This is a genomic window from Providencia sp. PROV174, assembly GCF_028480685.1.
GTDB classification, from domain to species: domain Bacteria; phylum Pseudomonadota; class Gammaproteobacteria; order Enterobacterales; family Enterobacteriaceae; genus Providencia; species Providencia rettgeri.
The window spans coordinates 490299-514755 of the sequence record NZ_JAMPOT010000009.1; the positions used below are offsets into that span (position 1 = coordinate 490299).

General features: G+C 38.9%; 23 protein-coding genes and 1 tRNA gene. 10 read left to right on the forward strand and 14 right to left on the reverse strand.

What is annotated here, in order from left to right:
• Positions 1–203: 203 nt before the first annotated feature.
• Positions 204–887 (reverse strand): hypothetical protein, encoded by a 684-nt coding sequence (locus PSE60_RS09750; RefSeq protein ID WP_272665289.1) that lies wholly within the window; start codon positions 885–887, stop codon positions 204–206.
• Between the two features lie 412 nt (positions 888–1299).
• Entirely contained in the window at positions 1300–2082 is a 783-nt protein-coding gene (locus tag PSE60_RS09755) for an SDR family NAD(P)-dependent oxidoreductase (RefSeq protein WP_272665290.1), read from the reverse strand.
• A 78-nt stretch (positions 2083–2160) separates the two neighbouring features.
• On the opposite strand from PSE60_RS09755, the gene PSE60_RS09760 reads away from it, so the two are divergent.
• Positions 2161–2529, forward strand: coding sequence for a MerR family transcriptional regulator (locus tag PSE60_RS09760; protein WP_210835311.1), 369 nt, complete (start codon positions 2161–2163; stop codon positions 2527–2529).
• A 346-nt stretch (positions 2530–2875) separates the two neighbouring features.
• Here the strand turns inward: PSE60_RS09760 and PSE60_RS09765 are convergent.
• Positions 2876–2963: transfer RNA gene (locus PSE60_RS09765), tRNA-Ser, on the reverse strand.
• Between the two features lie 183 nt (positions 2964–3146).
• Between PSE60_RS09765 and PSE60_RS09770 the strand changes: the two genes are divergently transcribed.
• Positions 3147–3476 carry a TusE/DsrC/DsvC family sulfur relay protein gene (locus tag PSE60_RS09770; RefSeq protein ID WP_004256090.1) on the forward strand — a complete coding sequence of 110 codons (330 nt, stop codon included), beginning with the start codon at positions 3147–3149 and terminating at the stop codon, positions 3474–3476.
• 7 nt (positions 3477–3483) lie between these two features.
• Here PSE60_RS09770 and PSE60_RS09775 read toward each other — a convergent pair whose 3' ends face one another.
• Complete coding sequence (locus PSE60_RS09775; protein ID WP_004909670.1) at positions 3484–3762, reverse strand: acylphosphatase; 279 nt, start codon at positions 3760–3762, stop codon at positions 3484–3486.
• A 219-nt stretch (positions 3763–3981) separates the two neighbouring features.
• On the opposite strand from PSE60_RS09775, the gene hspQ reads away from it, so the two are divergent.
• Positions 3982–4302, forward strand: a complete 321-nt coding sequence (gene hspQ, locus PSE60_RS09780) for a heat shock protein HspQ (RefSeq protein ID WP_004256095.1) — start codon at positions 3982–3984, stop codon at positions 4300–4302.
• Positions 4303–4386: 84 nt separating this feature from the next.
• Here hspQ and PSE60_RS09785 read toward each other — a convergent pair whose 3' ends face one another.
• Complete coding sequence (locus tag PSE60_RS09785) at positions 4387–4800, reverse strand: CoA-binding protein (protein ID WP_272665291.1); 414 nt, start codon at positions 4798–4800, stop codon at positions 4387–4389.
• 114 nt (positions 4801–4914) lie between these two features.
• Between PSE60_RS09785 and PSE60_RS09790 the strand changes: the two genes are divergently transcribed.
• On the forward strand, positions 4915–5373 hold the full coding sequence (locus PSE60_RS09790; RefSeq protein ID WP_004909663.1) for a methylglyoxal synthase: 459 nt from the start codon (positions 4915–4917) through the stop codon (positions 5371–5373).
• 55 nt (positions 5374–5428) lie between these two features.
• On the opposite strand, the gene helD is transcribed toward PSE60_RS09790, so the two are convergent.
• On the reverse strand, positions 5429–7480 hold the full coding sequence (gene helD / locus PSE60_RS09795; protein WP_272665292.1) for a DNA helicase IV: 2052 nt from the start codon (positions 7478–7480) through the stop codon (positions 5429–5431).
• A gap of 123 nt (positions 7481–7603) precedes the next feature.
• On the opposite strand from helD, the gene yccS reads away from it, so the two are divergent.
• A complete protein-coding gene (yccS, locus tag PSE60_RS09800) occupies positions 7604–9754 on the forward strand; it encodes a YccS family putative transporter (protein ID WP_272665293.1) in 2151 nt (716 codons plus the stop codon).
• A 102-nt stretch (positions 9755–9856) separates the two neighbouring features.
• Here the strand turns inward: yccS and PSE60_RS09805 are convergent, their stop codons facing one another.
• The gene (locus PSE60_RS09805) at positions 9857–10471 is read right to left on the reverse strand and encodes a TfoX/Sxy family DNA transformation protein (RefSeq protein WP_210835317.1); all 615 of its coding nucleotides are present in this window, start codon (positions 10469–10471) and stop codon (positions 9857–9859) included.
• Positions 10472–10702: 231 nt separating this feature from the next.
• Here PSE60_RS09805 and sulA point away from each other — a divergent pair, with 231 nt between their 5' ends.
• A complete protein-coding gene (gene sulA, locus PSE60_RS09810) occupies positions 10703–11224 on the forward strand; it encodes an SOS-induced cell division inhibitor SulA (RefSeq protein ID WP_272665294.1) in 522 nt (173 codons plus the stop codon).
• Positions 11225–11579: 355 nt separating this feature from the next.
• Positions 11580–12650 carry a porin OmpA gene (gene ompA, locus PSE60_RS09815; protein ID WP_210839496.1) on the forward strand — a complete coding sequence of 357 codons (1071 nt, stop codon included), beginning with the start codon at positions 11580–11582 and terminating at the stop codon, positions 12648–12650.
• 185 nt (positions 12651–12835) lie between these two features.
• Here ompA and matP read toward each other — a convergent pair whose 3' ends face one another.
• Positions 12836–13303, reverse strand: a complete 468-nt coding sequence (matP, locus tag PSE60_RS09820) for a macrodomain Ter protein MatP (protein ID WP_272665295.1) — start codon at positions 13301–13303, stop codon at positions 12836–12838.
• Positions 13304–13476: 173 nt separating this feature from the next.
• Here matP and PSE60_RS09825 point away from each other — a divergent pair, with 173 nt between their 5' ends.
• From PSE60_RS09825 to fabA, 3 genes are all read left to right on the forward strand, one after another.
• Entirely contained in the window at positions 13477–13653 is a 177-nt protein-coding gene (locus tag PSE60_RS09825) for a GhoT/OrtT family toxin (RefSeq protein ID WP_272665296.1), read from the forward strand.
• Between the two features lie 208 nt (positions 13654–13861).
• Positions 13862–15598: a Lon protease family protein gene (locus PSE60_RS09830; protein WP_272665297.1), complete on the forward strand. Its 1737-nt coding sequence runs from the start codon at positions 13862–13864 to the stop codon at positions 15596–15598.
• A gap of 96 nt (positions 15599–15694) precedes the next feature.
• Positions 15695–16213: a bifunctional 3-hydroxydecanoyl-ACP dehydratase/trans-2-decenoyl-ACP isomerase gene (fabA, locus tag PSE60_RS09835; RefSeq protein WP_272665298.1), complete on the forward strand. Its 519-nt coding sequence runs from the start codon at positions 15695–15697 to the stop codon at positions 16211–16213.
• Between the two features lie 129 nt (positions 16214–16342).
• On the opposite strand, the gene rmf is transcribed toward fabA, so the two are convergent.
• The 6 genes from rmf to rlmKL form a co-directional block, all read right to left on the reverse strand.
• Positions 16343–16513: a ribosome modulation factor gene (rmf, locus tag PSE60_RS09840; RefSeq protein ID WP_004909639.1), complete on the reverse strand. Its 171-nt coding sequence runs from the start codon at positions 16511–16513 to the stop codon at positions 16343–16345.
• Between the two features lie 357 nt (positions 16514–16870).
• Positions 16871–17425: a membrane integrity-associated transporter subunit PqiC gene (gene pqiC / locus PSE60_RS09845; protein WP_109911061.1), complete on the reverse strand. Its 555-nt coding sequence runs from the start codon at positions 17423–17425 to the stop codon at positions 16871–16873.
• Complete coding sequence (gene pqiB, locus PSE60_RS09850) at positions 17425–19074, reverse strand: intermembrane transport protein PqiB (protein ID WP_210839503.1); 1650 nt, start codon at positions 19072–19074, stop codon at positions 17425–17427. Before pqiB ends, pqiC begins: the two co-directional genes overlap by 1 nt.
• Complete coding sequence (pqiA, locus tag PSE60_RS09855) at positions 19071–20345, reverse strand: membrane integrity-associated transporter subunit PqiA (RefSeq protein ID WP_272665299.1); 1275 nt, start codon at positions 20343–20345, stop codon at positions 19071–19073. Before pqiA ends, pqiB begins: the two co-directional genes overlap by 4 nt.
• Positions 20346–20375: 30 nt before the next feature.
• Positions 20376–22283 (reverse strand): ABC transporter ATP-binding protein, encoded by a 1908-nt coding sequence (locus tag PSE60_RS09860; RefSeq protein WP_272665300.1) that lies wholly within the window; start codon positions 22281–22283, stop codon positions 20376–20378.
• A gap of 11 nt (positions 22284–22294) precedes the next feature.
• Positions 22295–24403: a bifunctional 23S rRNA (guanine(2069)-N(7))-methyltransferase RlmK/23S rRNA (guanine(2445)-N(2))-methyltransferase RlmL gene (rlmKL, locus tag PSE60_RS09865; protein WP_210839522.1), complete on the reverse strand. Its 2109-nt coding sequence runs from the start codon at positions 24401–24403 to the stop codon at positions 22295–22297.
• Positions 24404–24457 lie beyond the last annotated feature (54 nt).

Here is a 24457-nt window from a genome sequence, read left to right on the forward strand (position 1 = left end):
ACACCCTCTATGTTAAATCAATTTAACTTAGAGTATGTGACGTATACCAAAAAGACAACATTCTACAACTGTCGATGTGATCCAAATATTTTGAAGTTAGCGAGATAACAAAGTAAGAAAAGATGCCACGACAGCGCTTAACTAGAGATTAAATTTAGTTAAACGCTGTTTTTCAATTGGTTAATTAATGTGACACACATTAATTAATTGTCAGAAAAGTTGCTTATCACTGTATAGGTTAATGAGTTTTCTGAGCTATCGATAACTTTTAATTTTACATTTCGATAAGAAATAATGTCGCTATTTTTAAGGTTATACTGAATCGTATCGCCAAATCCTTGGTTCTCAATATTCGAACCTATTTTTTGATAACTAATATCGACAACTTGGTCATTTATCCCATTGAAAATTAAAGCCTGTTCAAATGAATTACCATCAGAATTGTTTAATTTCACCTGTTCGATTTGTGCTTTATCGCTACAAACAGCAACATTGACATCTGTTACGATACAAATCTCATTAGGACTAGATCCTTTTTTAATTAAAAGTGAATTCCAAGGTTGCCCTAAAACCTCAACAGCGACCGAACCAGAGTCAATTATTTGGTCTGGCATATAAAAATCGCCTTTATCACTTGAACCCACTTTTTTGAATACACCCGGAATAATTTTGTATGCCAAATCTATCTGTACAGGGTTTAATACTTTAATTCCGTCTATTTCACTAATATTGCCTTCTCTAACTAAGGGTTGCCCTACTGTAATATGGTTGACCTGACCTATTTTAGGCTCACTGATTTTTTGTGAGTCAGGAACATAATTATACTCAGTCACCGCACATCCTGATAAAGAAGCAATACAAAAAACTGGAACTAATAATTTATTCATCTTGATAAAATCCATGGCATTAAGATATTAAATATTATATTTATAAAACAATTTCAACAAGTTACTATTTTTCTATCCACTGAAATTTTTTGATGAAACTAACCTTGATGATTTAGTTATAACCCATGGTATTAATCATCATTTAGTTATGTGGGATGGTAACTCAAAACTGTGTGCTAATTACTCTCATGTCTGAACAAGCCAAAAAATACAAATAAAAACGTCATTAGAACAACAAAAAACACCTTATATTATTGACGTTTCGTTAACGTATATTCTGCCATGAAAGCATCATATAAGCATTGGTACAACTGGCTTTATTATCATAATTTTTTCATCTGGTTATCCCTTTAGTTGATAAGACCATTTATACATAACCGCCTCAGCTTATGCTTTGGCGGTTTTTTCGTACTTATATTTTTTGATTAAATTTATTGTTATTTGCGTAAGGCATTTTATTATCTAGTAATTTAAAGCTAAAGCTCTCTCTATCTACATATCCAACAACATTGTTTGAATCATATAGCTGAATGAAGAAATCAGCTAGTTCCTCGCTAGAATGATATGTACCAAAAACTTTATCGTAATCATAATATTCTACTCCGTTAGCAATTCGACCAAAATCTGTTTTGGTCGCTGCTGGAGCCAGTAATTTTACTTTAATCTTAGCATCCAAGTTCAATAATTCATGAGCCAATCCCTCAGTAAAAGAGCTAACAAAGAATTTCGAAGCACAATAGGTAACGGCTGTAGGTACGATAGTATATCCTCCTGCAGAACTTACATTGATCAACTGTGAATCATCAATATTCTGATTATCACGCACGAACATTAACGATAGAACTGCGAGTGTATTGATATTCAAATTTAATAAAGTTTGTGCATCTTTTATTGGCTGAGAGAATGCTTCCCCATAATATCCAACACCGGCGTTATTTACCCATACCCGAATATCAAAAGCTTTCAGTTCCTCATAAAGTGAAATAGCATCATCTGTAATAGATAAATCACATGATTTTGTTACGACCTCAATGTATTGATTAATCTTACGCAATTCGATTTTCAATTCATTCAACAAGGAATCTCGCCTTGCTACAGCAATAATATTAAATCCACGCTCAGCTAATTTTATTGAAATTGCACGACCAATACCTGAACTCGCACCTGTAATAACCGCATAATGTTTATTTCTCATGACATACCCTCTTTGACAAAAGTTTCAAAAGGGTAAAGGATAGAGTTAACTCTAGGTCAAGAAATTTCTAGGTAATACATGAATTATTCAATCAGTCAGTTTGCACAACTAACCGGATTCACCATATACACCCTTAGATACTATGAAAAAGAAGGAATATTGAAATCATCCAGACAAGCAAACAATCATAGGTACTATTCTGAAGATGATATTGAATGGGTTAAGTTTATCACTCGTTTAAAAGAAACTGGCATGCCTTTAAAAAAGATTAAAGAATATGCGGTACTAAGAAATATAGGAACATCAACTTCATTTGAGAGAATGAATTTGCTTACTGAACACTACGCTAATCTTGAAAAGCAAATTTTATCTCTAAATGAACACTTAAGTAACTTAAAGCTTAAAATTCAGCATTATCAAGAACAATTAAAAATGAATACCAATTAACTTACACGGCTAATTCACAAGCACCATATCTTATTGTGAATTATGGTGCTTAATAAATTCCCCTGCTATTTTTTAACCCATTCCGCCAGCTTTTGTTCTTTACGTTGTTGATTTGGGTCAATTTCATCCGCCAGCAATCTCTTTGCATCATCACGCTTTCTTCTGGTATCAGTTAGTATAATGATTAGCTCCATTGGGAGGTACTCAAATCATGGAGTATAGATGTACTACCTAAAGGGGGTAGTTTTCAATAGACGTTAGTAGACGTTGGAATAATGGGATTTAGTTGGAATGCTTGATTTACTTGAGATTGGAAGACTTTAGAAGATGTTGCTAGAAGTGAAGATGGCGGAGGAGGAGAGATTCGAACTCTCGGATGGTTTCCCATCGGCGGTTTTCAAGACCGCTGCCTTCAGCCGCTCGGCCACCCCTCCGCGATGACGTGCACTATAAACATCCTCTCATTGGATGTAAACCCCTAATTTGATCATTCGCTTTAAAAATATACGTCTTTCATACTGTTAGATGAAAATATCGACATTCTAACGACTTTACTTGGGTTATATCCCAATTTTTGCTAAATTTACGTTCTAATTTTATTTGAGTTGAATAAGAGTATGTTGGTTTTTAATAATCAAGAAATAGAAACAGATGCGCAAGGTTACCTGCTTGATAGCCAACAATGGAGTGAAGAATTAATTCCTTTACTCGCGCAGCAAGAAGATATTGAAATTACTAATGAACACCTGGAAATTATCCGTTTCGTCAGGAATTTCTACTTGGAATTTAATACCTCACCGGCTATCCGTATGTTGGTTAAAGCCGTTTCTCAACAATTTGGGGAAGAAAAAGGCAATAGCCGCTATTTATACCGGCTATTTCCAAAAGGCCCAGCTAAACAAGCCACTAAACTTGCTGGCCTGCCAAAACCGGTGAAATGTATTTAATTTCTTGCTAATAGCGGACACTAAAGTCCGCTATTGGCTCGGCTTGCCAATTTTCGGTGAAAAAATGGTCTATCTTGGCACCTGGGGGGCCCCCCGCTTTCAGCCACTCATCAACAAACTCAATATCTTGCTCTGAGCCATAAACAGCTAACTTAACGCTGCCGTCATCCCGGTTACACACAAAACCTTTTATGCCATTCTGATTAGCCCAATGATAGGTTTGGTAACGAAACCCAACCCCTTGAACACGACCATAAATATAAAAATAACGACCTGATGCAGTCATGTGAACCTCCATTGTCAGAGCATAATGTATTGATACCTTCTTTTAACAGTTGTTTTTTATTCATTGAACAGATAATCTGCTAAATGAGGCACTGCTTTTGATAGTTACGTATAAAGACAGTGTATTGCGTTATTGATAATTGTCCATATCTTAGCTTGAAAACGCGTAGCACTGCCCATATATAGTTTGAAGTATAAGCAAGGCTTTTAGGAGGTCGCTATGATGATCACCAGTAAATATGGAATCGGGCAACAAGTTAGACACAAACTTCTCGGCTACTTAGGCGTCGTTGTAGATGTAGACGCTGAGTATTCGCTCGAACAACCACATGATGATGATATTGCCGCTAACAGCACACTACGCGATCTACCTTGGTATCATGTTGTTATGGAAGATGACAATGGGGATGCTGTTCATACTTATTTGGCTGAAGCTCAAATTACCTATGAAACCGTAGAAGATCATCCAGAACAACCATCAATGGATGAACTAGCGGAATCAATAAGGTCTCAGTTGCAAGCACCTCGCCTTCGCAACTAACCTTCAAATATCGATATTGTTATTTATGAACGCAACCGTAAAGCAGCTAACTAGCTGCTTTACTTTTTAGCGTTAGAGAATTATTTATTTTTCAAGGCCTAATGCAGGGATTTCTTGTTTTGGGCATTTATCCATAACAAACTGCAAACCTGCCTGCAAAGCGATTTTTTGCGCTTCTTCGCTAATCACGCCTTTTTGTAACCACAAAACTTTAGCTTTAACTTCTACCGCTTCCCTGGCTACTCCTACTGCAGCTTCTGCATTACGAAATACATCGACCATATCAATGGGCTCAGGTATATCACTAAGCTTTTCATATACAAGTTGCCCTAATAAAGTTTGTCCTGCCAATTTTGGGCTCACTGGAATAACGGTATAGCCTTGGTGCAAAAGATATTCCATAACTTCATAACTCGGCCTATTGGCTTTATCACTCGCCCCGACTAAAGCGATAGTCCGAGCACTCTTTAAAATTTCAGCAATTTCTTGATCTCTCATCAAAATATCTCCCAAAACCTATAAACTATTCATAAGCATTATGATATATGTTGTATATCTTTGCTCATTCAATTTTTAAAGATGTCTATCTCGCATCTTATTTAAGGGAATATCATGGAATCAACTACCCGTAAAATTACAGCCTCAAAAAATATTGCTTTGGTTGCCCATGACCACTGTAAACCCTCATTATTATCTTGGACTAAGAAAAATAATGAACGACTTCAAACTCACAATTTATATGCAACAGGAACAACCGGTAACTTAATTAACCAGCACACTGGATTGCCAGTCACCAGTATGTTAAGTGGCCCAATGGGGGGAGACCAACAAATAGGTTCAATGATTGCGGAACAAAAAATTGACCTATTGATTTTCTTCTGGGACCCTCTTAATGCAGTACCTCATGACCCAGATGTTAAAGCTTTGCTACGCTTAGCCACAGTTTGGAATATCCCTGTCGCAACCAACCCTGCAACCGCGGATTTTTTAATTACCTCGCCCTATTTTGATAATGCGATAGACATTGTTATTCCTGATTACCAAAGCTACTTAACTAAACGAACTAACTAATCTATCAATATTAAGCGCCACTGCATTCTGGCGCTTAATACAAAATAAAATTACCTTAAGGTTTCTTTTGCTTTGGAACGCCCAACTGCTTGAGTTCATCAACAAATTCTGACGGCTTTTCTGGGTGATAAAGCAACCAAACTTGCTGCTTAGCCCGTGTTAATGCGACATATAGCAAACGTCTTTCTTCTGCATGATCAAAATCTTCTGGCTTAGGCAGTAATGCTTGCTCAATAATTGATTCGCGGGCAGGAGCAGGAAACCCCTCCTTTCCACTATTCAAGCCACAAATTATCACATGATCTGCTTGCTGCCCTTTTGAGGCATGGATAGTCATAAACTGAATGTTTAATTTTGGCCAACGAGTCTTGGCTTTATCTAAAATATTAGGTTTTAAATAATGATAGCGAGCGAGCATTAATATCGTTTCATCATCAAGGACATAACCACTCATTTTATCCAACAAACGTTCCAGCGCATCTTCATACAGAAGAATAACGGATTTTTTATTTCCTTTAGTTAAGCTATTCAATGGCTTATCTAACTGCATAGGGTTTTGTAAAATAAACTGATTAGCAATCTCACCAATACGCTCATTAAAACGATAAGTCGTGTCTAAAGCGCAAAGTTCTCCAATACCAAAGTTATGTTCAAACGATGTGGTTAAGTCTAATTCTGCGCCACTAAACCGGTAGATAGCTTGCCAATCATCTCCAACAGCAAATAACGTCGTTTGCTTATTCTGCTTTCGTAGTGCTTGCAATAACTTAGCGCGAAGAGGAGAAATATCTTGAAACTCATCAACTAAAATATGTTTCCATGGGCTAATAAAACGCCCTTTTTCTAGAATATTGATGGCTTGATGAATTAATCCTGAAAAATCAATTGCGCCTTCATCTTTCAATGCGCTTTTCCACGCTTTCAATAACGGCGCCATTAAACGAATACGTTTTTGGAAAAGATCTCTTATTTCTTCCGCCGCATTCTCAATCATGTCCTTCTGACTACCACCATGCATACGCATTAAGCTTAGCCAGCGGTCTAACCGAGTAGCGACTTTAGTGCTAATTTTTTCGTCTTTCCAGAATTCACCGTCTGGAATTTCCCATTGTAACTCTTCAGAAAGCCATTCTCGCCACCCTTTTGCTTGCGCTTTCTTAGCTGAACATTGTTCCCGCCATTCATTTAATAATAATGTATGCCGTTTTTGAGTGTCTGTTTCTAACTCGCTAATCACTGGCGATTTTTTGCTACCTTCACGAATAATATGTAAAGCAAGAGCATGAAAAGTTTTTGCTTCAATATCTTGTTGTAGGCGTGAGTGAATACGTTCGTTCATTTCATCCGCAGCTTTACGACCAAAAGCCAGCAAGAGAATTTGTTCTGGTTTTGCTAAACCTCGCAAGGTAAGCCAGCCCGCTCTAGCGACTAGGACTGATGTTTTACCACTCCCAGCCCCCGCCAGCACTAATACATTGTCCTCACCATTGATCACTGATAAGGACTGTGAATAATTGAGTGGCGATGTTTCTACCTGCTGGAAAAAATCGTGATAGCGAACTAAAACAGACTCACACCAGTGATCATTAATTTGTTTTCTGCATTCTTGACTGTTACTTAGCCAATTCAAACATTCTTGATACTGTGATGCACAATTTTCAAACAATGAAATACGTGCTAAAGGCATAGGCAATGACGAGAATTTTTGTGATATTTTATCTTTTATTTCGGCTAGTTGGTGTAATGTCAACCAATGATCTTGCTGCGTCAATTGTTCAATCGCATTAACGAGCTCAGTCAATACATGAGCACTGACTTGACTCATTTCAATGCTCCATTGCTGCCATTTTTCATTTAAATAATGGTAAAAGCGCTGAGTTTGTTTCCATTCAGTGCCGTGTAAACGAACAACCTGTTCATTCACAATTTCAAATTCTAACTCCCCCCAAACAATCCCTCTCTTACAACGAAGATCAATGAGTTCATTAAATGGGATAAGATATTGGTGGTTTTCACCACTCACTTCAATACCTGCGTTGAGTAAGCGAACCCGATTGTAGGGATGCTGAGCCAGACGCTGTCCAATCTGTGTTGATTTCAGTTCCATACGTCCTGCACCTGAGAAAATCAATGACAAAAATACGGTTGGCTTGATTCCAAACAGTTTTTTATTCCTTGTAAACAAGCTATCCTATATAGATTAAGGCTTGTCTTACCTTTGAGGTACTTTGTGTTAACACTGCTTACCAGTTATCGTCGTGTGCTATATAACAGCCATATTTTATATTATATCCGAATATTTATAGCCCTGACAGGCGCAACCTTAGTGCCATGGTTGTTAGGTCAAGAACCTAAAATCACCATCCCACTCACATTGGGTGTCGTTGCTGCAGCACTAACTGACTTAGATGATAGGCTAACTGGTAGAATAAAAAATTTAATTATTACACTTTTTTGTTTTTTTATTGCATCCGTTTCTATTGAACTCCTTTTTCCCTATCCTTTATTTTTCTTTTTTGGCCTCGCTTTTTCTACGTGTGGCTTTATTCTTCTTGGTGCTTTAGGACAGCGATACGCTACCATCGCATTTGGCGCACTATTAATTGCCATTTATACCATGCTCGGTGTACCCATTTTTGATACTTGGTACCAACAACCCGCATTATTACTGACAGGGGCAATTTGGTATAATATTTTAACCTTGATTGGGCATATTTTATTTCCAGTAAGGCCATTACAAGATGCAATAACCCAATGTTATCAGCAACTTTCAGCTTATTTAGATGCAAAAGCTAACTTATTTGATCCTGATTTAGAAGATGACTACCAACGCTCTGTTTATGATTTAGCATTAGTAAACAGTCACTTGGTCAGCACCATGAACCAAGCAAAAATGGCATTATTGAGTCGATTAAAAGGAGATCGGGGACAAAAAGGTACACGAAATTCGCTACAATATTATTTTGTTGCTCAAGACATTCACGAACGGGCTAGCTCCTCTCACATACAATATCAACAACTTAGCCGCACTTTACGTCATTGTGATATTTTATTTCGTTTCCAACGCCTATTAACCATGCAAGCGAGAGCCTGCCAACAAGTTGCTCAATCTGTTTTATGGCGTAAACAATACCAACATAATCCTCGTTTTGAACGCACTTTCACTTACATTGAAAAATCGCTACAGCTACTAAAACAGCAATCACCTGAACTTCATGAAATTAAAGCCCTGTATAACTTACTTAAAAACTTAAAAGGAATTGATGTTCAACTTAAAGGCCTGAGCCTTGAGCAAAGTGCATGGCAGCAAAATAATAAACAAATAGAACAGTTATCTGATGAATCGTTATCAGGGATTAGTGATATTATTTCACGAGTTAAACACCATTTAACGCCAAAATCATCTTTATTTCGCCATGCAGTAAGAATGTCAATTCTCCTTTGTTCTGGCTATATAATTATCCAACTATTTGATATGGAACGAGGATATTGGATATTACTCACTAGCTTATTTGTATGCCAACCTAACTACAGTGCCACTAAACGCCGCTTAGCCCTTCGCATAATAGGAACTATTGTTGGTATTCTCATTGGTTTACCTTTGCTGAATTTAATCCCCTCGATGGAAGGCCAACTTACGCTAATCGTTATTTCTGGCTTACTGTTTTTTATGTTTCGCAGTAGCCAATATGCTCAAGCAACCTTATTCATCACACTTCTCGTTTTGTTTTGTTTTAACCTACTGGGTGAAGGGTTTGATGTTGCACTTCCACGGATCATTGACACATTAATTGGTTGTTTTATTGCATTACTTGCCGTTAGCTTTATTTGGCCAGATTGGAAATTCCGCCAACTCCCCCAAATCATTCAAAAAACCATGGATAGCAACTGCCGTTATTTAGATGCTATTTTACAGCAGTACTACCAAGGTAAAGACAACCGCCTTGAGTATCGAGTTGCACGTAGAGACGCACACAATAATGATGCAGAGTTCGCTTCCATTGTGTCCAATATGGCTTCTGATCCTAAGTCTTACCGAATCACCCAAGAACAAGCTTTTCGCCTTCTTTGCTTAAACCATACTTTACTCAGTTATATTTCAGCGCTAGGTGCGCATCGTGAAAAAATGCAAAATGAAGGCAATCTTTTATTACTCAACGACGCTATTTGCTATGTTGAATCATCCTTACAAATCACAACCATTGACCCGCTAGTTGTTGATGAAAAATCAGATAAACTTCGCCATAGTCTATTACACCGCATAGATGATATTTCAACCAGTGATGACGAAAAAACGTTGCTTATCATGGAGCAAACTAAGTTATTACTTGAGCTAATCCCTGAGATACAGCAAATCATTCGCACTATCAGTGCAACATAAATATACCGATGAGCGGGTATTAAAATTCTAAATACCCACTCATCCTCGTATAGCTATATGTAATATTGATTATATTAATGGCAAAAGTCGTTTTCAGTGAGTTTAGGCTGACGTCAACTCAAAGCTATTATACCAAGCAATTAGTTCTTGTTTGATATCCTTAGGCAAAACAGCACTATGACATCCTTCTATTGCAGCTGCTAAACCAATCAGTAGCTTGATGCTGGGGTTATTTCTACCATGTTTTTTTAGCTTCATAAAACAAGCCTTTGCACCCATCATGCGCAAATCATCAACATGAGATACGCCTATTTTCCCTAGAGCACGCTCAACTGACATATTCATATTAGGTAAATCTTTTATACGCATGGTCATTGATTGCTTTTGTTTTAATTCCTCGATAGCTGAACGGTACGCTAACTCAATATATTGGAGAAACAAAACTTCGTCATGCCAAACTTGTTCCGAAAGTTGATAGTACCGCATTTCCAATGGAATACCTTTTTTACTATAAACTAACCGATTAAACCCTAACGCTTCAAAGTGGCTCCTCGCAACTAAACAACCACGTAAATAAAAACAGTCATCAAGTACCAGCCCCACAATTGCATCATCGACTAATAAACAAAATCCACCAAAATGATTTTTACGTTTTAATGCGCCAAATTGACTTAACAAACCGGATAAATAAAAAATTTTTTCTTCTTCTAACAACATTACCAAACTCCTTTTTGGGTATGCTCAATTTTCATCCTTGAGAAAATTAAATTTATAATTTCTTTTTTTACAGATAATTACGCGTAACCAATTTTGAGAGTTTCCATAAAAAATGCCAAGCAGAATGCAGAGAAAAACAACAAAGTTGCGAAGCGCTTTGAAAAAATAGTCTTGATATTGGATGGATATACAGTTACTGTATGTTCATACAGCATTGTAACGAGGTAAATTATGAGCATCTATTCTTGGAACAACTCAACAGAACATTCTCTTAATAATTACGCACAATCAATCCCTGCTACAGGGCTTACCAATAGCTCTATGCAACAAGGTATGGTGAGCGAACTTGTTTACGATGAAAAACACCCTATTATGGATTATATTTTATTACCAATGCTTCGTCAGTTTGGGGTTCAATCGCGCTGGTTACTTTGGCTAAGTCCAAATAAACGACTAAGTAAACACTGGTTAGAACAATCAGGTATACCTACTCATAAAGTTATGCAATTAAATCATATGGAAGATATCACTACGATTGATGCCATGGAAAAAGCACTAAGAAGTGGTAATTATAGTGTAGTTTTAGGGTGGCTACCGGAAATAAGCGAGCAAGATTTTATTCGCTTACAATATGCAGCTCAAGAAGGCCGTTCTATCGGTTTAATTATGCGCCCACAAGAAACATATAATATGGTTAGCACACATGCAGGACAGCCAAACCACTTAAAAATTCACTCAAATCATTATCACTAGCTAAGATTAAGAATTTTCTTACTAAATTTAACCTTTAGAAATATTTATCTCTAAAGTTAAATTAAAAGTATTGTAGATCAATCAGATAGATAAAAAATAATCATTACAAGAAATATACATATCTCTCTGATTTATACACTAAAAAAATACTTTTTTTAATGATTATTGCTCACTCTACTTGTATCTTTTTAAGTTCGTTGTAGACTTTAGCTTGTTCGGCTTATGGCATTATTTTTTTACTTTTATTATTTTTTTGTAGATAATGTCTGCGAAACCTAGCAAGTAAATTAAACCAATGGCATATAATAAGGCTCAGCGAAGCCAAGCCAATATTGGATGATAACGAGGCGTAAAAATGAAAAAAACAGCTATCGCAGTAGCAGTGGCAGTAGCAGCTTTTGCAACCGTTGCACAAGCAGCTCCAAAAGATAACACTTGGTATACCGGTGCTAAATTAGGTTGGTCTCACTATGAAGACACTAAATTCACTTCACCTGAAACTGATCTTCATGTAGGTAAAACTACTGACCGCGACACAATCGGTGCTGGTGCATTCGCAGGTTACCAATACAACCAATACATGGGCTTCGAGCTTGGTTATGATTGGTTCGGTAAAATGAAATACAAAGGCGCTGGTAACAGCGGTGACCTGAAATCTATGGGTGTTTCATTAACGACCAAATTAAGCTATCCAATCATGGATGACTTAGACGTTTACACTCGTTTAGGTGGTATGGTTTACCGTACTGAAGCAAAAGCAAACCAAACACAAGGTCGTTTCAAAGAAACTGACACTGGCGTTGCACCTGTATACGCATTGGGTCTTGAGTACGCAATCACTCCAGAGTGGGCGACTCGTTTAGACTACCAATGGGTTAGCAACTTAGGTGACAAAGACAATATCGGTACTCGTCCAGACAACGGCATGCTGAGTGTTGGTGTTGCTTACCGTTTCGGTCAAGCTGATGCTCCTGTTGTAGCTCCAGCTCCAGTTGTTGCTCCAGCTCCAGTTGTTGAAAACAAACGTTTTACTCTGCGTTCAGACGTTCTGTTTAACTTCAACAAAGCAAGCCTGAAACCAGAAGGTCAAGAAGCTCTGAATGAGCTGTACAACGAACTTAGCAGCATCGACCCAACTCAAGGTCGCGTACTGGTAGTTGGTTTCACTGACCGTATCGGTTCACAAAACTACAACCTGCCACTGTCACAAAAACGTGCTCAGTCTGTAGTTGACTACTTAGTTGCTAAAGGCGTTCCAGCTAGCGCAATCGCTGCAGAAGGCCGTGGTAAAGAAGATCCAGTAACTGGTAACAAATGTGACGATGTTAAAGGCCGTGCTGCTCTGATCGAGTGTTTAGCGCCAGACCGTCGCGTTGAAATCGAAATCCAAGGTACAACTGAAGTTGTAACTCAACCAGGTGCTTAATTCTTAGCCCTAGTTTGAATTTCGAACTGAACATAAAAAACCCCAATTAATATTGGGGTTTTTTTACTATTAGATGCTATTAGAATAATAGGTACGATAGAAATATTCACTTTAAAAATAAATATCCCATAATAAACGCATACCACTTGGATACACACAACAGTAATGATCCTTACCGATCTTTATTAATTATCCTTTTCCTTTGACGTCCCGAGGATCGCTTGTAAATCTTGCTTTAATGAGCTCATTTGACTCTCATATTTATCTTTATGTTCTGCATCTTCAATCAACTGAATAATAGTTTCAGACAACGTTTTATTACGTCTCACTGCAAGATTAGACAAACGCTGCCACACCGAAAAATTTAAATCTATTGATTTCTTACGTGTATGGGGATGTTCTGCATTAAAATGACGTTTACGCCTCGCTCGAATACTCTGTTTCATTCGATTATCAAGCTCAGGATTCATATGCAAAGTGATCCACTTTAGTACATCAATCGGTCTATTTTCCATTTTTAGCAGCAAGTCTATCGCTTCTTTTTCTGCGCTTCTTTCTATATAACGGGTAATAGCTTCACCACCTCTTGCTTTATTGACGAGGTATTCCCATTTCCAGCCACATTCAAGATTTTCAAGCTGCTGATATTTCATAATTTTTCCTGAAGAAAATTGAACCTATCTTTATATTAGCAAGATTATAAACAAAATACTCAAGCAGATATTCGATTTAGTAGAATATTCACTTTTTCAGTAAAGAAGATAACCTGCCCTTGTAAAAATAGTGTACAATCCGCCCCTATCTGTTAACAAATTAATAAAACTGCATGTACACATTTGAATACATACTCGTCATCTATGGGATTGGCGGAGTATGCGCAATGCTATTTACCCTACTCGTAACAAAAGACCCTAACTGTTTTATGCGTTTATTGAGCGCCATACTTATTGGCTTAACTTGGCCAATGACACTACCTATTGTGTTTATGTTTTCGTTATTCTAGTCGATAATTCAACAATTATTGCTGCAAGATTGCCTATCAAAGGCTAATATAACAGGCTTGCCCATTGGGTAATGAATTAGCCTGAATTTTGTTTATAAAACAAACAATATTATTTAGCAAATTTATTAAATAAACCTTGTTCAGGCATATACGCCCAGCTTATTGGCAGGCATTCTATTTATAACCCTATTAATAGCAGATAATTATAGTGATCAGTCAAGAACTAACATGGCAAGGCCTAATTCCTAACTTATCGTCATTTCAGACGAAATTTGTATCTTCAGAAACGTTGACCCCTGCAATTTTGTCAGACATTCAGCCTAGGCTGTCTGATGGCATACAACATTTTGTTGATGAATTTGCCCAAACGCGCTTTATGTTTATCAAGTCTGATGAAAGTGAGGAATATCTTAGCCTTTATGCTAATGCAATTACCCCCTTGCTAGCAAATATCAACACCATTGATGGTGATTATCAATTATCTGAAGATAATCGACTTTTTCAGTGGAAAAATGGTGTTAAAAGCCGTTTTTCTTCTCGTGAAAAAATCGCTTACCGTAATTGGATAGAACCTGAACAATTATTCGGCTATGTCACCCCGTCCTTGAATTTAGTACCTGGCTTACTTCATCAAATCAATGGTGGCATATTAGTTATCGCAGCTAGTGCTTTAATTAACCAGCCTTTAATGTGGGCTCGCTTAAAAAATATGGTTAACCGTCAACAACTTGAATGGTTACCTTATTCTGAAAATCAACCTTTACCAATTGAAATTGAGCCACATCCCTTAGAACTTAAAGTTATTATTGTTGGTGACCGACTCGCTTTAGAAGAATTTGAATTTACAGCACCGGAGCTATTTAGCTGCACTATTTATGGCGAATATGAGCCTATTATGTTCTTCGAGGATGAAGAGCAATTGGCCTTATGGATGCGTTACATAAAATCCATTATTGATTCGAATAAATTACCGAATATTTCGCCTGATGGTTGGGCTCCTTTTATCCAACAAGCTGTACGTTACTGTGAAGATAAATTTAATCTTCCTCTTGATATTCTTTGGCTAGTTCGCTCTCTTGTCGATGCTAGCCATTACCATGTTAATCATTTGCTAACTCAAGAGTCATTTAATCAAGCAAATGAGAATCGCCAATGGCGCCACAGTTTTCTTGCCGAACGAACCCAAGATGATATTTTACAAGAACAAATCTTTGTTAAAACCGAAGGTGAAGTTATCGGCCAAGTTAATGGTTTGTCTGTTTTGCAATACCCGGGGCACCCTGATGCCATTGGTGAACCTTCGCGAATCACCTGTGTTGCGCATTTAGGTGATGGTGAATTTACCGATGTAGAACGTAAAGCCGAGCTAGGCGGTAATATTCATGCCAAAGGCATGATGATCATGCAAGCCTATTTAAATTACGAGCTTAAATTAGAACAACCTCAGCCTTTCTCCGCCTCTATCGTCTTTGAGCAATCCTATGGTGAAGTTGATGGTGATAGCGCTTCGCTCGCAGAGCTGTGTGCTTTAATTAGTGCATTAGCTCTACAACCTATTGATCAGCAAATTGCCATCACCGGTGCGGTTGACCAATTTGGTTATGTCCAACCTATTGGTGGGGTAAATGAGAAAATTGAAGGCTTCTTCGATATCTGTGAAAAACGAGGATTAACAGGCAACCAAGGTGTCATCATCCCAATGGCAAATGTGCGCCATTTATGCACCAAGTCGGCTGTCGTTGAAGCGGTTCAAGAAGGTCAATTCCATATTTGGCCTGTTGAACATGTTGCCCAAGCCATTACTTTACTCACTAAGCAGCCGTACTTTGAACAACAAGCTGAAGAGGAAAATGTACACCTGTTAGCTTTAATTCAAGAACGAATCAACCAAGCAAACTCACCAGATAAAGCTAGACTCCCTTGGTTCTTAAAATGGATGAGTTGAGTAAAGATTGCGTAAAAAATAGCAGATCGGAGTTGTTCAGCGTACAAGTGTACGCTATCCTGTAGCCCTACACATAATAAAGGCTATCTTAAGAACATGGTTGAGAAACGCGGATCCTACACAAAAGATGATTTAATTGCTTCTGGTAAAGGCGAGTTATTTGGAGAAAATGGTCCTCCATTGCCATCAGGAAAAATGTTGATGATGGATCGTATCGTCAGTATGACTGAAGATGGCGGTACATTTAACAAAGGTTATGTGGAAGCTGAATTGGATATTAATCCGGACCTTTGGTTCTTTGGCTGCCACTTTACAAACGACCCTGTCATGCCAGGCTGTTTAGGCCTTGATGCAATGTGGCAGTTAGTTGGCTTCTACCTTGGCTGGCTCGGCGGTGAAGGTAAAGGGCGTGCGTTAGGCGTTGGCGAAGTTAAATTTACGGGCCAAGTTCTCCCTACGGCGAAAAAAGTCACTTACCGTATCAGCTTTAAACGCGTGATCAACCGTAAGCTGATTATGGGTTTAGCAGACGGTGAAGTATTAGTTGACGGTAAATTAATTTATACTGCAACAGACTTAAAAGTGGGTCTTTTTAAAGACACGAGCGCATTCTAAGCTTTGAAATGCAAACCTCCGCAATGGCGGAGGTTCTTAAATTGATTGATCTCTTTAACTTAAAAACCAAAAAATACGCAAGAAAACGAGTACAGGCTATTTAACCTAAAAGATCAACGAATATGGGGATTATACTACCGCTACGGTTCGATCCTCCATCGCCTTTCGCCAACCACCTAGCCAATGCGACCGAGCATCTACTGCTTGATATGGGCACAGCTCTTTAGAGCGCCCTGCTAAACCTGCTTGATAACCTCTCGATAAAGCTCTTTCTAAACGGTCTCGCTTCTGTCTTTTCATGCCTTACTTCCCTCATCATTTAAATGGAAAAGAAAACAGCACCTATTATTTTTTAATAGGTACTCTATAGAAATAGCGCCCGTTGATAAAAAAATCAAGTAAAGATTTTCATATATTTGTCATAAATAGCATAAATGTGACTTGTATGTGGCAATTAATATAACTCATTGATTTAAATTAAAAACAAAGACATTCTTTTATTTATCATAATATTAGCGAACAAATATAATTATTATTTACTAAATATAAATTAAAAGAATATCTATATTTGATAAAAATAATAATGCACCTGAAATATATAAAACTACATATATTCAAGGTGCATTTAATATAATTTACTTAAATAGTTGCCAATAACTAGTATTTATCTATTTCTTTCGCAATACTCTCAGCCACTTGCTGCCAACCCATCGATAACGTACGGACTAACTCTGGATAGCCATCTTCGTTTTGATCTAACTGCACATCAAAATTACGGCGGATCACGTTGTTATCATGAGAGTAAGTCCAAAAACCTTGCACTAATACTTTACCGTCATACCGCCCATTAAAGGCCGTTAAAGTGATATCAAGTGTATCCGGTGAGTTCTGTAATGGCTGTAACGATACCAATTTTTCAGGTAACGCCGCAGATAATTCACTCACCATCGACTGCCCAAGTTGTTGCTCTAATGGGCTAGCCCATAAGTGGGTACTTGCATTGGTATAACTGACATCTGTCGTTTGGTAGGTAATACCATTTGACGTCAGTACATCTGATAACATAATACGCTGCAACCATACTTGGCCTTTATCCATCACCTCGGCAGATTGTATCTGAGGAGTTTTCATTGGCAATTGGTAGTACTTTTTCTCTGGAGTACTACTACAAGCCGCCAATAACAAAACAAATATCGATAATAAATATCTCATTATTTTTTCACTCCTTTAGGCTCAACATCCTTCGTTGGTTCAGCTTCAAAAACTAGTGCATTACTCTTATTATTCAAGGTACGTAAAAGCGGCTGAACTTCTCTCAATACTTGGTCTAAACGCTGCATGTTATCCACCATTTTATTATAAGCTGGTGAACCAGGTTGGAAACCTTGCATTGCTCGGTTCATTTCTTGCAGTGTTTTTTGCAAGTCATGAGGTAAATTCTGGAACTCTTTACTCGCCATCACTTTGTTGAGCTGTGCCAACATAGCATTAGCCTCTTTAACAACTTTTTGCCCTTCTGCCAATGTTTGTGTGGTTTGATTAAGCATCGGTTCAATTGGCATATTGTTAATTTTATCTAACACTGCAATGACTTTTTGTTGAATTTGCGCTAATCCTGCACTGGTTGTTGGGATAATTTTATAGCCAGCAACCACCGTTGGGCCTTTATAAGGCTCTGCATTTTGCACAAAATCCAAATCAACAAATAATGCGCCAGTTAGCAAATTCCCTGATTTTAATGATGCTCTCAAGCCATCTTTCAACGCTAAATTTAATTCATTTTTTAAATTAAAATTCTTACCAACATCTTTAGAGAAACGTTCTGGCTCAATGTGAATTAAAACAGGAATTCTAAAGTCATTATCCAGAGATTGGTCTAAACCTTCCGTATAAAAAGGCACTTGTGCAACAGTACCTAAACGAATACCCCTGAACTCGACCGGCGCTCCTGGTTGCAGGCCTCGCACTGAGTCGGAGAAAAATAAGACAAAATCTTGATACTGTGTATACAAGGAGTTTTGAATACTGCTTTGGTTATCAAACAGTTGGAATTCAGTATTTTCCTTTACATTCGCACCTGGAACCCACCCCGTTGGAACATCAAAACTCACACCACCAGTAAGCAATGTAGCAATTGAGCCCATTTCAACGTGAACACCTTGGGATGACATATCAAAAGCAATACCACTGTCTTTCCAGAAACGTACATTTGAACTAATTAATTTATCATACGGCGCATTGATAAATAATTGGTAGCGCATATCACGCTTATCCATATCAAAGTTGCTAGTTTCAACAGAACCGACTCGGTAACCACGGAATAATACAGGATCACCCGGGTTTAATTGCCCTGCCTTATCACTCACCAGTACTACACGAATGCCCTTAGCATCTGGTGATGCAAGAGGCGGGGTATCCAACAGAGTGAACTCGAAATGCTCTTTTGCCGCTAAGCCCGGTTGAAGCTCAATATAAGCACCTGAAAGTAATGTACCCAACCCAGTGACACCATCACGACCGATTGTCGGTTTTACAATCCAAAACGCGGAGTCGGTACGCAGTAATTCTTTCATTTCATTGTTCAAACGCGCTTTAATGATCACTCGACTAAAATTGTCATCGAGTGTCACGCTTTCCACAACGCCAATATCAACGCTGCGACTTTTAATTTTCGTTTTACCCGCTTCTATTCCTTCAGCATTGTAAGTGATTAATGTCACTTCTGGGCCTTGGTTGCTAAAGTGGTAAAATAAAACCCAAGCACCAAGCAAGACCGTCACGATTGGGATCACCCATACAGGCGACCAACTTTTTAGCTTGCTAATTTTGGCATTGGCCTGTGGTGTTTCTTTATCAGTCACCCGATGACTCCTTCTTGTTCAACAGTATTTACTGCATTTTTTCTTTCACAGCGGTCCCATGTTAATCTAGGGTCAAAGGTCATCGCTGCAAACATTGTGAGAATAACAACCACACCAAAGAAAATAATCCCCATCGCAGGGACAATATTCATCAATTGCCCCATTTGAACCAAAGAGGCTAAAATAGTAATAACAAACACATCTATCATTGACCAACGGCCGACATATTCCACCAACTCATAAATAAAGTGCATACGATGCGGGTCGCGATTACCGTACCCTTTAGAATCTAGGCAAAGCCACGCAATTCCTATCATCTTCAATGTAGGTACCATGATACTGGCCACAAAAATCACCATGGCAACAGGATATGACCCGTCTTCCCACAACAAAATCACACCATCAATAATGGTCGAATTTAATGCCGTCCCCAACGTATTAGTAGTCATCATTGGCAGCACATTAGCAGGGATATACAACATAATTGATGTGACTAAAAGCGCCAAAGTCCATTGTAAACTTTGGTTTTTACGCACACTACCATGAGAGTGACAACGTGGGCATTTGGACTGCTCGGCAGGTAAAATCGCCGTACACACAAGGCATAAACGTACATTTTGTTTAATACCCGTCTGGCCCACGATTAACCGCCTATCTAGCTTCGGAGCCGCTTCAATTCGGTTCCACAGCCAATGGCGGTCTAAGCACTGAAAAGCCCTTACTTGTAGCATGCAATAAGCACAATAAGGTAAAAAGCTTAACCCGATACCAATATCACCGTAAGCTATCAATTTAACAAAGCTGACTAAGACCCCCGCTAAAAAGATCTCAGCCATACACCACGCTTTCATTTGGAACAAAATACGGGTGATCACCACTTTAATACCTTTAGGAATATGAACTTGCAACCCTAAAAGAATAATTGTGATCATACAAAATGCAGGAATAATCAATGAAAAAAATAGAAAAAAGAGTGCCAGACCGCTATAACGCGTGGTTGCTATAATTTCAATTATTTGGAATAACGAGATTTCATTTTCAATCCCTGCGGCGCCCATCTTAACAAAGGGGAATAAGCAGGCAATAAATAGCATAATTAATGCACTAACTGCATATGCTGCCGGCTGCTTATACGGATATCGCCACTTTGAGACCAATGTGGTCTCACAACGTGGACACGTTGCCTTGCTCCCTTGCTCCAATTCAGGAACTGCAACCAACATGTCACACTGAGGACAAAGCACATGTTCATGAGACTCATGGTTGCACAAAGTGTATTTGCTCCTTTAATTAAAACGTAATTAGCCGTTTTTCAACAATTCAAGCTCTTGCCAACGGTCAAACGCTTGCTCTAATTCAGCTTCTTTTGCCGCTAACTGACTCAGCGTTTTTTCTGTTACATCATGTGGTTGGTTGAAAAAATCAGCATCACCAACTTGAGCTTGCAGCACTTCAATTTCACTTTCAAGTTGTTCCAATTTTGCTGGTAATTGTTCCAATTCGCGTAATAAATTGTAACTGAGCTTATTTGAACGTTTTACCGTTTCTTTCGGTTTCGCCTGTTTATCTTGGCCAGTCACTTTACCCGTTTGTTCTGCTTTCAAACTCACGGTTTGTGCTTTTTGCTGTTGAGCATCGTAATACCCACCAGCAAAACGGTTAATAACCCCATTACCTTCGAAGATCCAACACTCTGTCACGCTGTTATCGACAAATTCTCGGTCATGGCTGACCAGTAAAACTGTTCCTTGGTAGCCATCAACTAATTCTTCAAGTAACTCTAAAGTTTCGACATCAAGGTCGTTAGTCGGTTCATCGAGGATCAATAAGTTACTTGGTTTTAGGAATAAACGCGCGAGCAGTAACCGGTTACGCTCACCGCCTGAAAGTGCTCGAACAGGTGTCATCGCACGTTTTGGTGGGAACATAAAATCTTGCAAATAGCCTAGAACATGGCGTGGCTTACCATTTACCATGACTTCTTGTTTGCCTTCTGCCAAGTTATCCATCACGGTTTTATCTGGGTCCAATGCTGCACGATGCTGGTCGAAATAAGCAACTTCCAACTTAGTACCACAATGCACTCGTCCGCTATCTGCTTGTAAATCCCCTAGCATTAAGCGCAGTAATGTTGTTTTACCACAACCGTTTGGCCCAACTAAAGCGATTTTATCACCGCGTAATACTTGAGCTGAAAAATCTTTTACCAGTACTTTATTATCAATCTGGTAATTCACATTTTCCATTTCAAATACAATTTTGCCAGAACGAGATGCTTCACCTACTTGCATTTTCGCTGTGCCCATCACTTCACGACGCTCTGAACGCTCTACCCGTAGCGCTTTCAGTGCACGAACACGCCCTTCATTACGAGTACGACGCGCTTTAATACCTTGGCGGATCCACGTCTCTTCTTGGGCTAATTTACGGTCGAATTCTGCATTTTGCATCTCTTCAACACGCAAAGCTTCTTCTTTGTTCACCAAGTAGTCATCATAATTACCCGGCCAAGAAGACAATTGCCCACGGTCTAAATCAATAATACGGGTTGCCATATTGCGGATAAATGAACGGTCATGGGAAATAAATACGATACTACCTTGGAAATCTTTTAAGAAATTTTCCAGCCAAAGAATGGTTTCAATATCTAAGTGGTTGGTTGGTTCATCTAAAAATAATACTCTCGGGTTACTCACTAACGCACGGCCCAAAGCGGCTTTACGTAACCAACCACCTGATAATGAAGATAGTTCTGCATCTGCAGGTAAACCGAGTTTCTTCAGGACATCACTGATACGAGAGTCTAATAACCATAAATTACGGTTATCCAACACCTCTTGCAATTCAGCTAATTTATTTAGATTTTTCTCGCTCGGGTCAGTTTCGACCTCTTTCGCAACATGGTGATAATCTTTGAGGTACTGAGCTTGTTCTGCAACGCCTTCAGCCACAAAATCAAAAATAGTGCCTTCAATATTACGCGGTGGATCTTGCTGTAAGCGGGCTACAATCAAGTCTTGCTCGTAAATTAACTGACCATCATCCAGCGGCTGCTCTTTCGTTAACACTCGCATTAATGTCGATTTACCCGCACCATTGCGACCAACCAAACATACACGTTCGTTATCTTCGATATGAATTTCGGTATTATCCAGTAATGGGGCATCACTAAACGAAAGGTATGCACCCGACAAATTAATTAAAGCCATTGATTCTATCCTTACTCTGCGTGGCTAATTAGCCAGCAGTTATGTATTTGACGGTTACGAGCAAAATCTTCTGACAGTGTTTTCGCTGTGATTTCTTGTGCTTGTAATCCTAATTCTTTAATTGCTTCAAGATCCATTTTGAAACCGCGTTTGTTATTAGAAAACATCACGGTTCCACCACGGCGCAATAACCGTTTTAGATGGGTAATCAATTGGATATGATCTCGTTGTACATCAAATGTACCATCCATACGTTTTGAATTTGAAAATGTTGGGGGATCAATAAAGATCAAATCAAATTGTTCCCGGCTATTTGCCAACCAGCTCAAGCAATCCGCCTGAATTAAACGATGCTGACGACCTGTTAGCCCATTCGCTTGTAGGTTTTTTTCAGCCCACTCAAGATAAGTACGTGACATATCAACGGACGTGGTGCTTTTCGCTCCACCAAGCCCTGCATGCACTGTGGCGGCACCGGTATAACAGAACAAGTTTAAGAAATCCGCATCTTTACTCATTTGGCCTAACATTTTACGGGCAATACGATGGTCAAGGAATAACCCCGTATCCAGATAGTCCGTCAAATTCACCAACATTTTCGCATTGTATTCTTGCACTAAAAAGAAATCGTCTTTTTGGGCTAATTTCTCATATTGCTGCTTACCTTTTTGGCGCTGGCGTGTCTTTAACACTAGCTGATTCGATGTCAGTTCTAGCACATTCATTGTTGCAGTGATCACATCAAATAAGCGTTGACGAGCTTTACGTTCATCAACGGTTTTTGGTGGTGCATATTCTTGGATCACCACTTTATCGCCATAAATATCAACCGCAACATTGTACTCAGGTAAATCAGCATCATAAACACGGTAACTATCAATACCTTGTTGTTTTGCCCATTTACTTAATTTCTTGATATTTTTACGTAAACGATTTGCAAAATCAGGTGAAATTTCCGCGATAGTTTCTGACGGTGTAGCGGCTAATTGATAATTCTTTTGAACGCAATCTAAAGGACCATTCTTAGCTTTAAATTCACGCTCTGAACGCAGTTGCAAGCAGCTAAGTAATTCAGGAGAGGCACTAAAAATCGATAAACGCCACCCGGGGAAACGGGCCTTCACGATACGCCCTAACTGGCTATGTAGCGCAATTAAAGCAGGCTCACTTTCTAAACGCTCACCATAAGGTGGGTTACTGATAATTGTTCCTATCGTATCGGTGTTAACTGGGTTTTCCAATGCTGCCGCATCACCTTGCTTGAAGGTAATTAAATCCTGTAACCCTGCACGGCGAGCGTTTGCACGAGCCATTTCAAGTACACGCTTATCAATATCAAAACCATAAAAACGTGATGTCGTCTCTTTCAAACCTTGGCGGAAACGAACTTGCGCTTCCGTGGTTAGTTCACGCCAAAGTTCCGCGTTAAATTTCGACCATGCATAAAAGCCCCAATGAGTACGGTGTAATCCCGGAGCTTTATCTGTTGCCATCATTGCAGCTTCAATTAACAGTGTTCCTGAACCGCACATCGGGTCGACCAATGGTGTTCCCTGTTGCCAACCGGAACGGTTAATAATTGCTGCTGCCAGTGTCTCTTTTAAGGGCGCTTGGCCTGCCAAATCACGGTAGCCACGTATATGTAGCGAGTCACCACTTAAATCGAGTGCCACACTGGCTCTTTCTTTATTAAGGTAGACGTTGATACGAATATCTGCTTGCTGGCGAGCGACATCAGGGCGCTGATCAAGCTTGCGTACGAAGCTGTCTACGATAGCATCTTTAACTTTCAATGCACCGTATTGGCTGTTGCGAATTTCTTCGTTAGTCCCTGTAAAATGAACAACAAAGGTATCATTGACAGAGAAAATCTCACTCCAGTCGATAGCTTGTACACCGAGATACAAATCTAAGTCACTGTAAACGTCAAAATCATTCAGTGGCAATAAAATACGCGATGCCAGCCGACTCCACAGTAGGCTTTGGTACATAACACGTTCGTCGGCCTGAAAATAGACACCCCCTTGGGCCACTTTGCATTGGCTAGCGCCAAGCGATTCTAATTCCGTTTTCAGTAGTTCTTCAAGGCCGCGAGCTGTGCTGGCAAACAGAGAATTCATAGTATTTATTACCAATTTGGATGAAAAATTGTTGCGCATTATAGCTAATCTTAT

Coding starts and splice junctions, on each gene's coding strand:
- PSE60_RS09755 (WP_272665290.1), bottom strand. CDS start 2,082: ATGAGAAATAAACATTATGCGGTTATTACAGGTGCGAGTTCAGGTATT.
- matP (WP_272665295.1), bottom strand. CDS start 13,303: ATGAAATATCAGCAGCTTGAAAATCTTGAATGTGGCTGGAAATGGGAA.
- helD (WP_272665292.1), bottom strand. CDS start 7,480: ATGGAACTGAAATCAACACAGATTGGACAGCGTCTGGCTCAGCATCCC.
- PSE60_RS09805 (WP_210835317.1), bottom strand. CDS start 10,471: ATGTTGTTAGAAGAAGAAAAAATTTTTTATTTATCCGGTTTGTTAAGT.
- pqiC (WP_109911061.1), bottom strand. CDS start 17,425: ATGAGATATTTATTATCGATATTTGTTTTGTTATTGGCGGCTTGTAGT.
- PSE60_RS09775 (WP_004909670.1), bottom strand. CDS start 3,762: ATGACTGCATCAGGTCGTTATTTTTATATTTATGGTCGTGTTCAAGGG.
- sulA (WP_272665294.1), top strand. CDS start 10,703: ATGAGCATCTATTCTTGGAACAACTCAACAGAACATTCTCTTAATAAT.
- PSE60_RS09860 (WP_272665300.1), bottom strand. CDS start 22,283: ATGGCTTTAATTAATTTGTCGGGTGCATACCTTTCGTTTAGTGATGCC.
- PSE60_RS09770 (WP_004256090.1), top strand. CDS start 3,147: ATGTTGGTTTTTAATAATCAAGAAATAGAAACAGATGCGCAAGGTTAC.
- PSE60_RS09790 (WP_004909663.1), top strand. CDS start 4,915: ATGGAATCAACTACCCGTAAAATTACAGCCTCAAAAAATATTGCTTTG.
- rmf (WP_004909639.1), bottom strand. CDS start 16,513: ATGAAAAGACAGAAGCGAGACCGTTTAGAAAGAGCTTTATCGAGAGGT.
- PSE60_RS09750 (WP_272665289.1), bottom strand. CDS start 887: ATGAATAAATTATTAGTTCCAGTTTTTTGTATTGCTTCTTTATCAGGA.
- PSE60_RS09785 (WP_272665291.1), bottom strand. CDS start 4,800: ATGAGAGATCAAGAAATTGCTGAAATTTTAAAGAGTGCTCGGACTATC.
- PSE60_RS09760 (WP_210835311.1), top strand. CDS start 2,161: ATGAATTATTCAATCAGTCAGTTTGCACAACTAACCGGATTCACCATA.
- PSE60_RS09825 (WP_272665296.1), top strand. CDS start 13,477: ATGTACACATTTGAATACATACTCGTCATCTATGGGATTGGCGGAGTA.
- fabA (WP_272665298.1), top strand. CDS start 15,695: ATGGTTGAGAAACGCGGATCCTACACAAAAGATGATTTAATTGCTTCT.
- hspQ (WP_004256095.1), top strand. CDS start 3,982: ATGATGATCACCAGTAAATATGGAATCGGGCAACAAGTTAGACACAAA.
- rlmKL (WP_210839522.1), bottom strand. CDS start 24,403: ATGAATTCTCTGTTTGCCAGCACAGCTCGCGGCCTTGAAGAACTACTG.
- ompA (WP_210839496.1), top strand. CDS start 11,580: ATGAAAAAAACAGCTATCGCAGTAGCAGTGGCAGTAGCAGCTTTTGCA.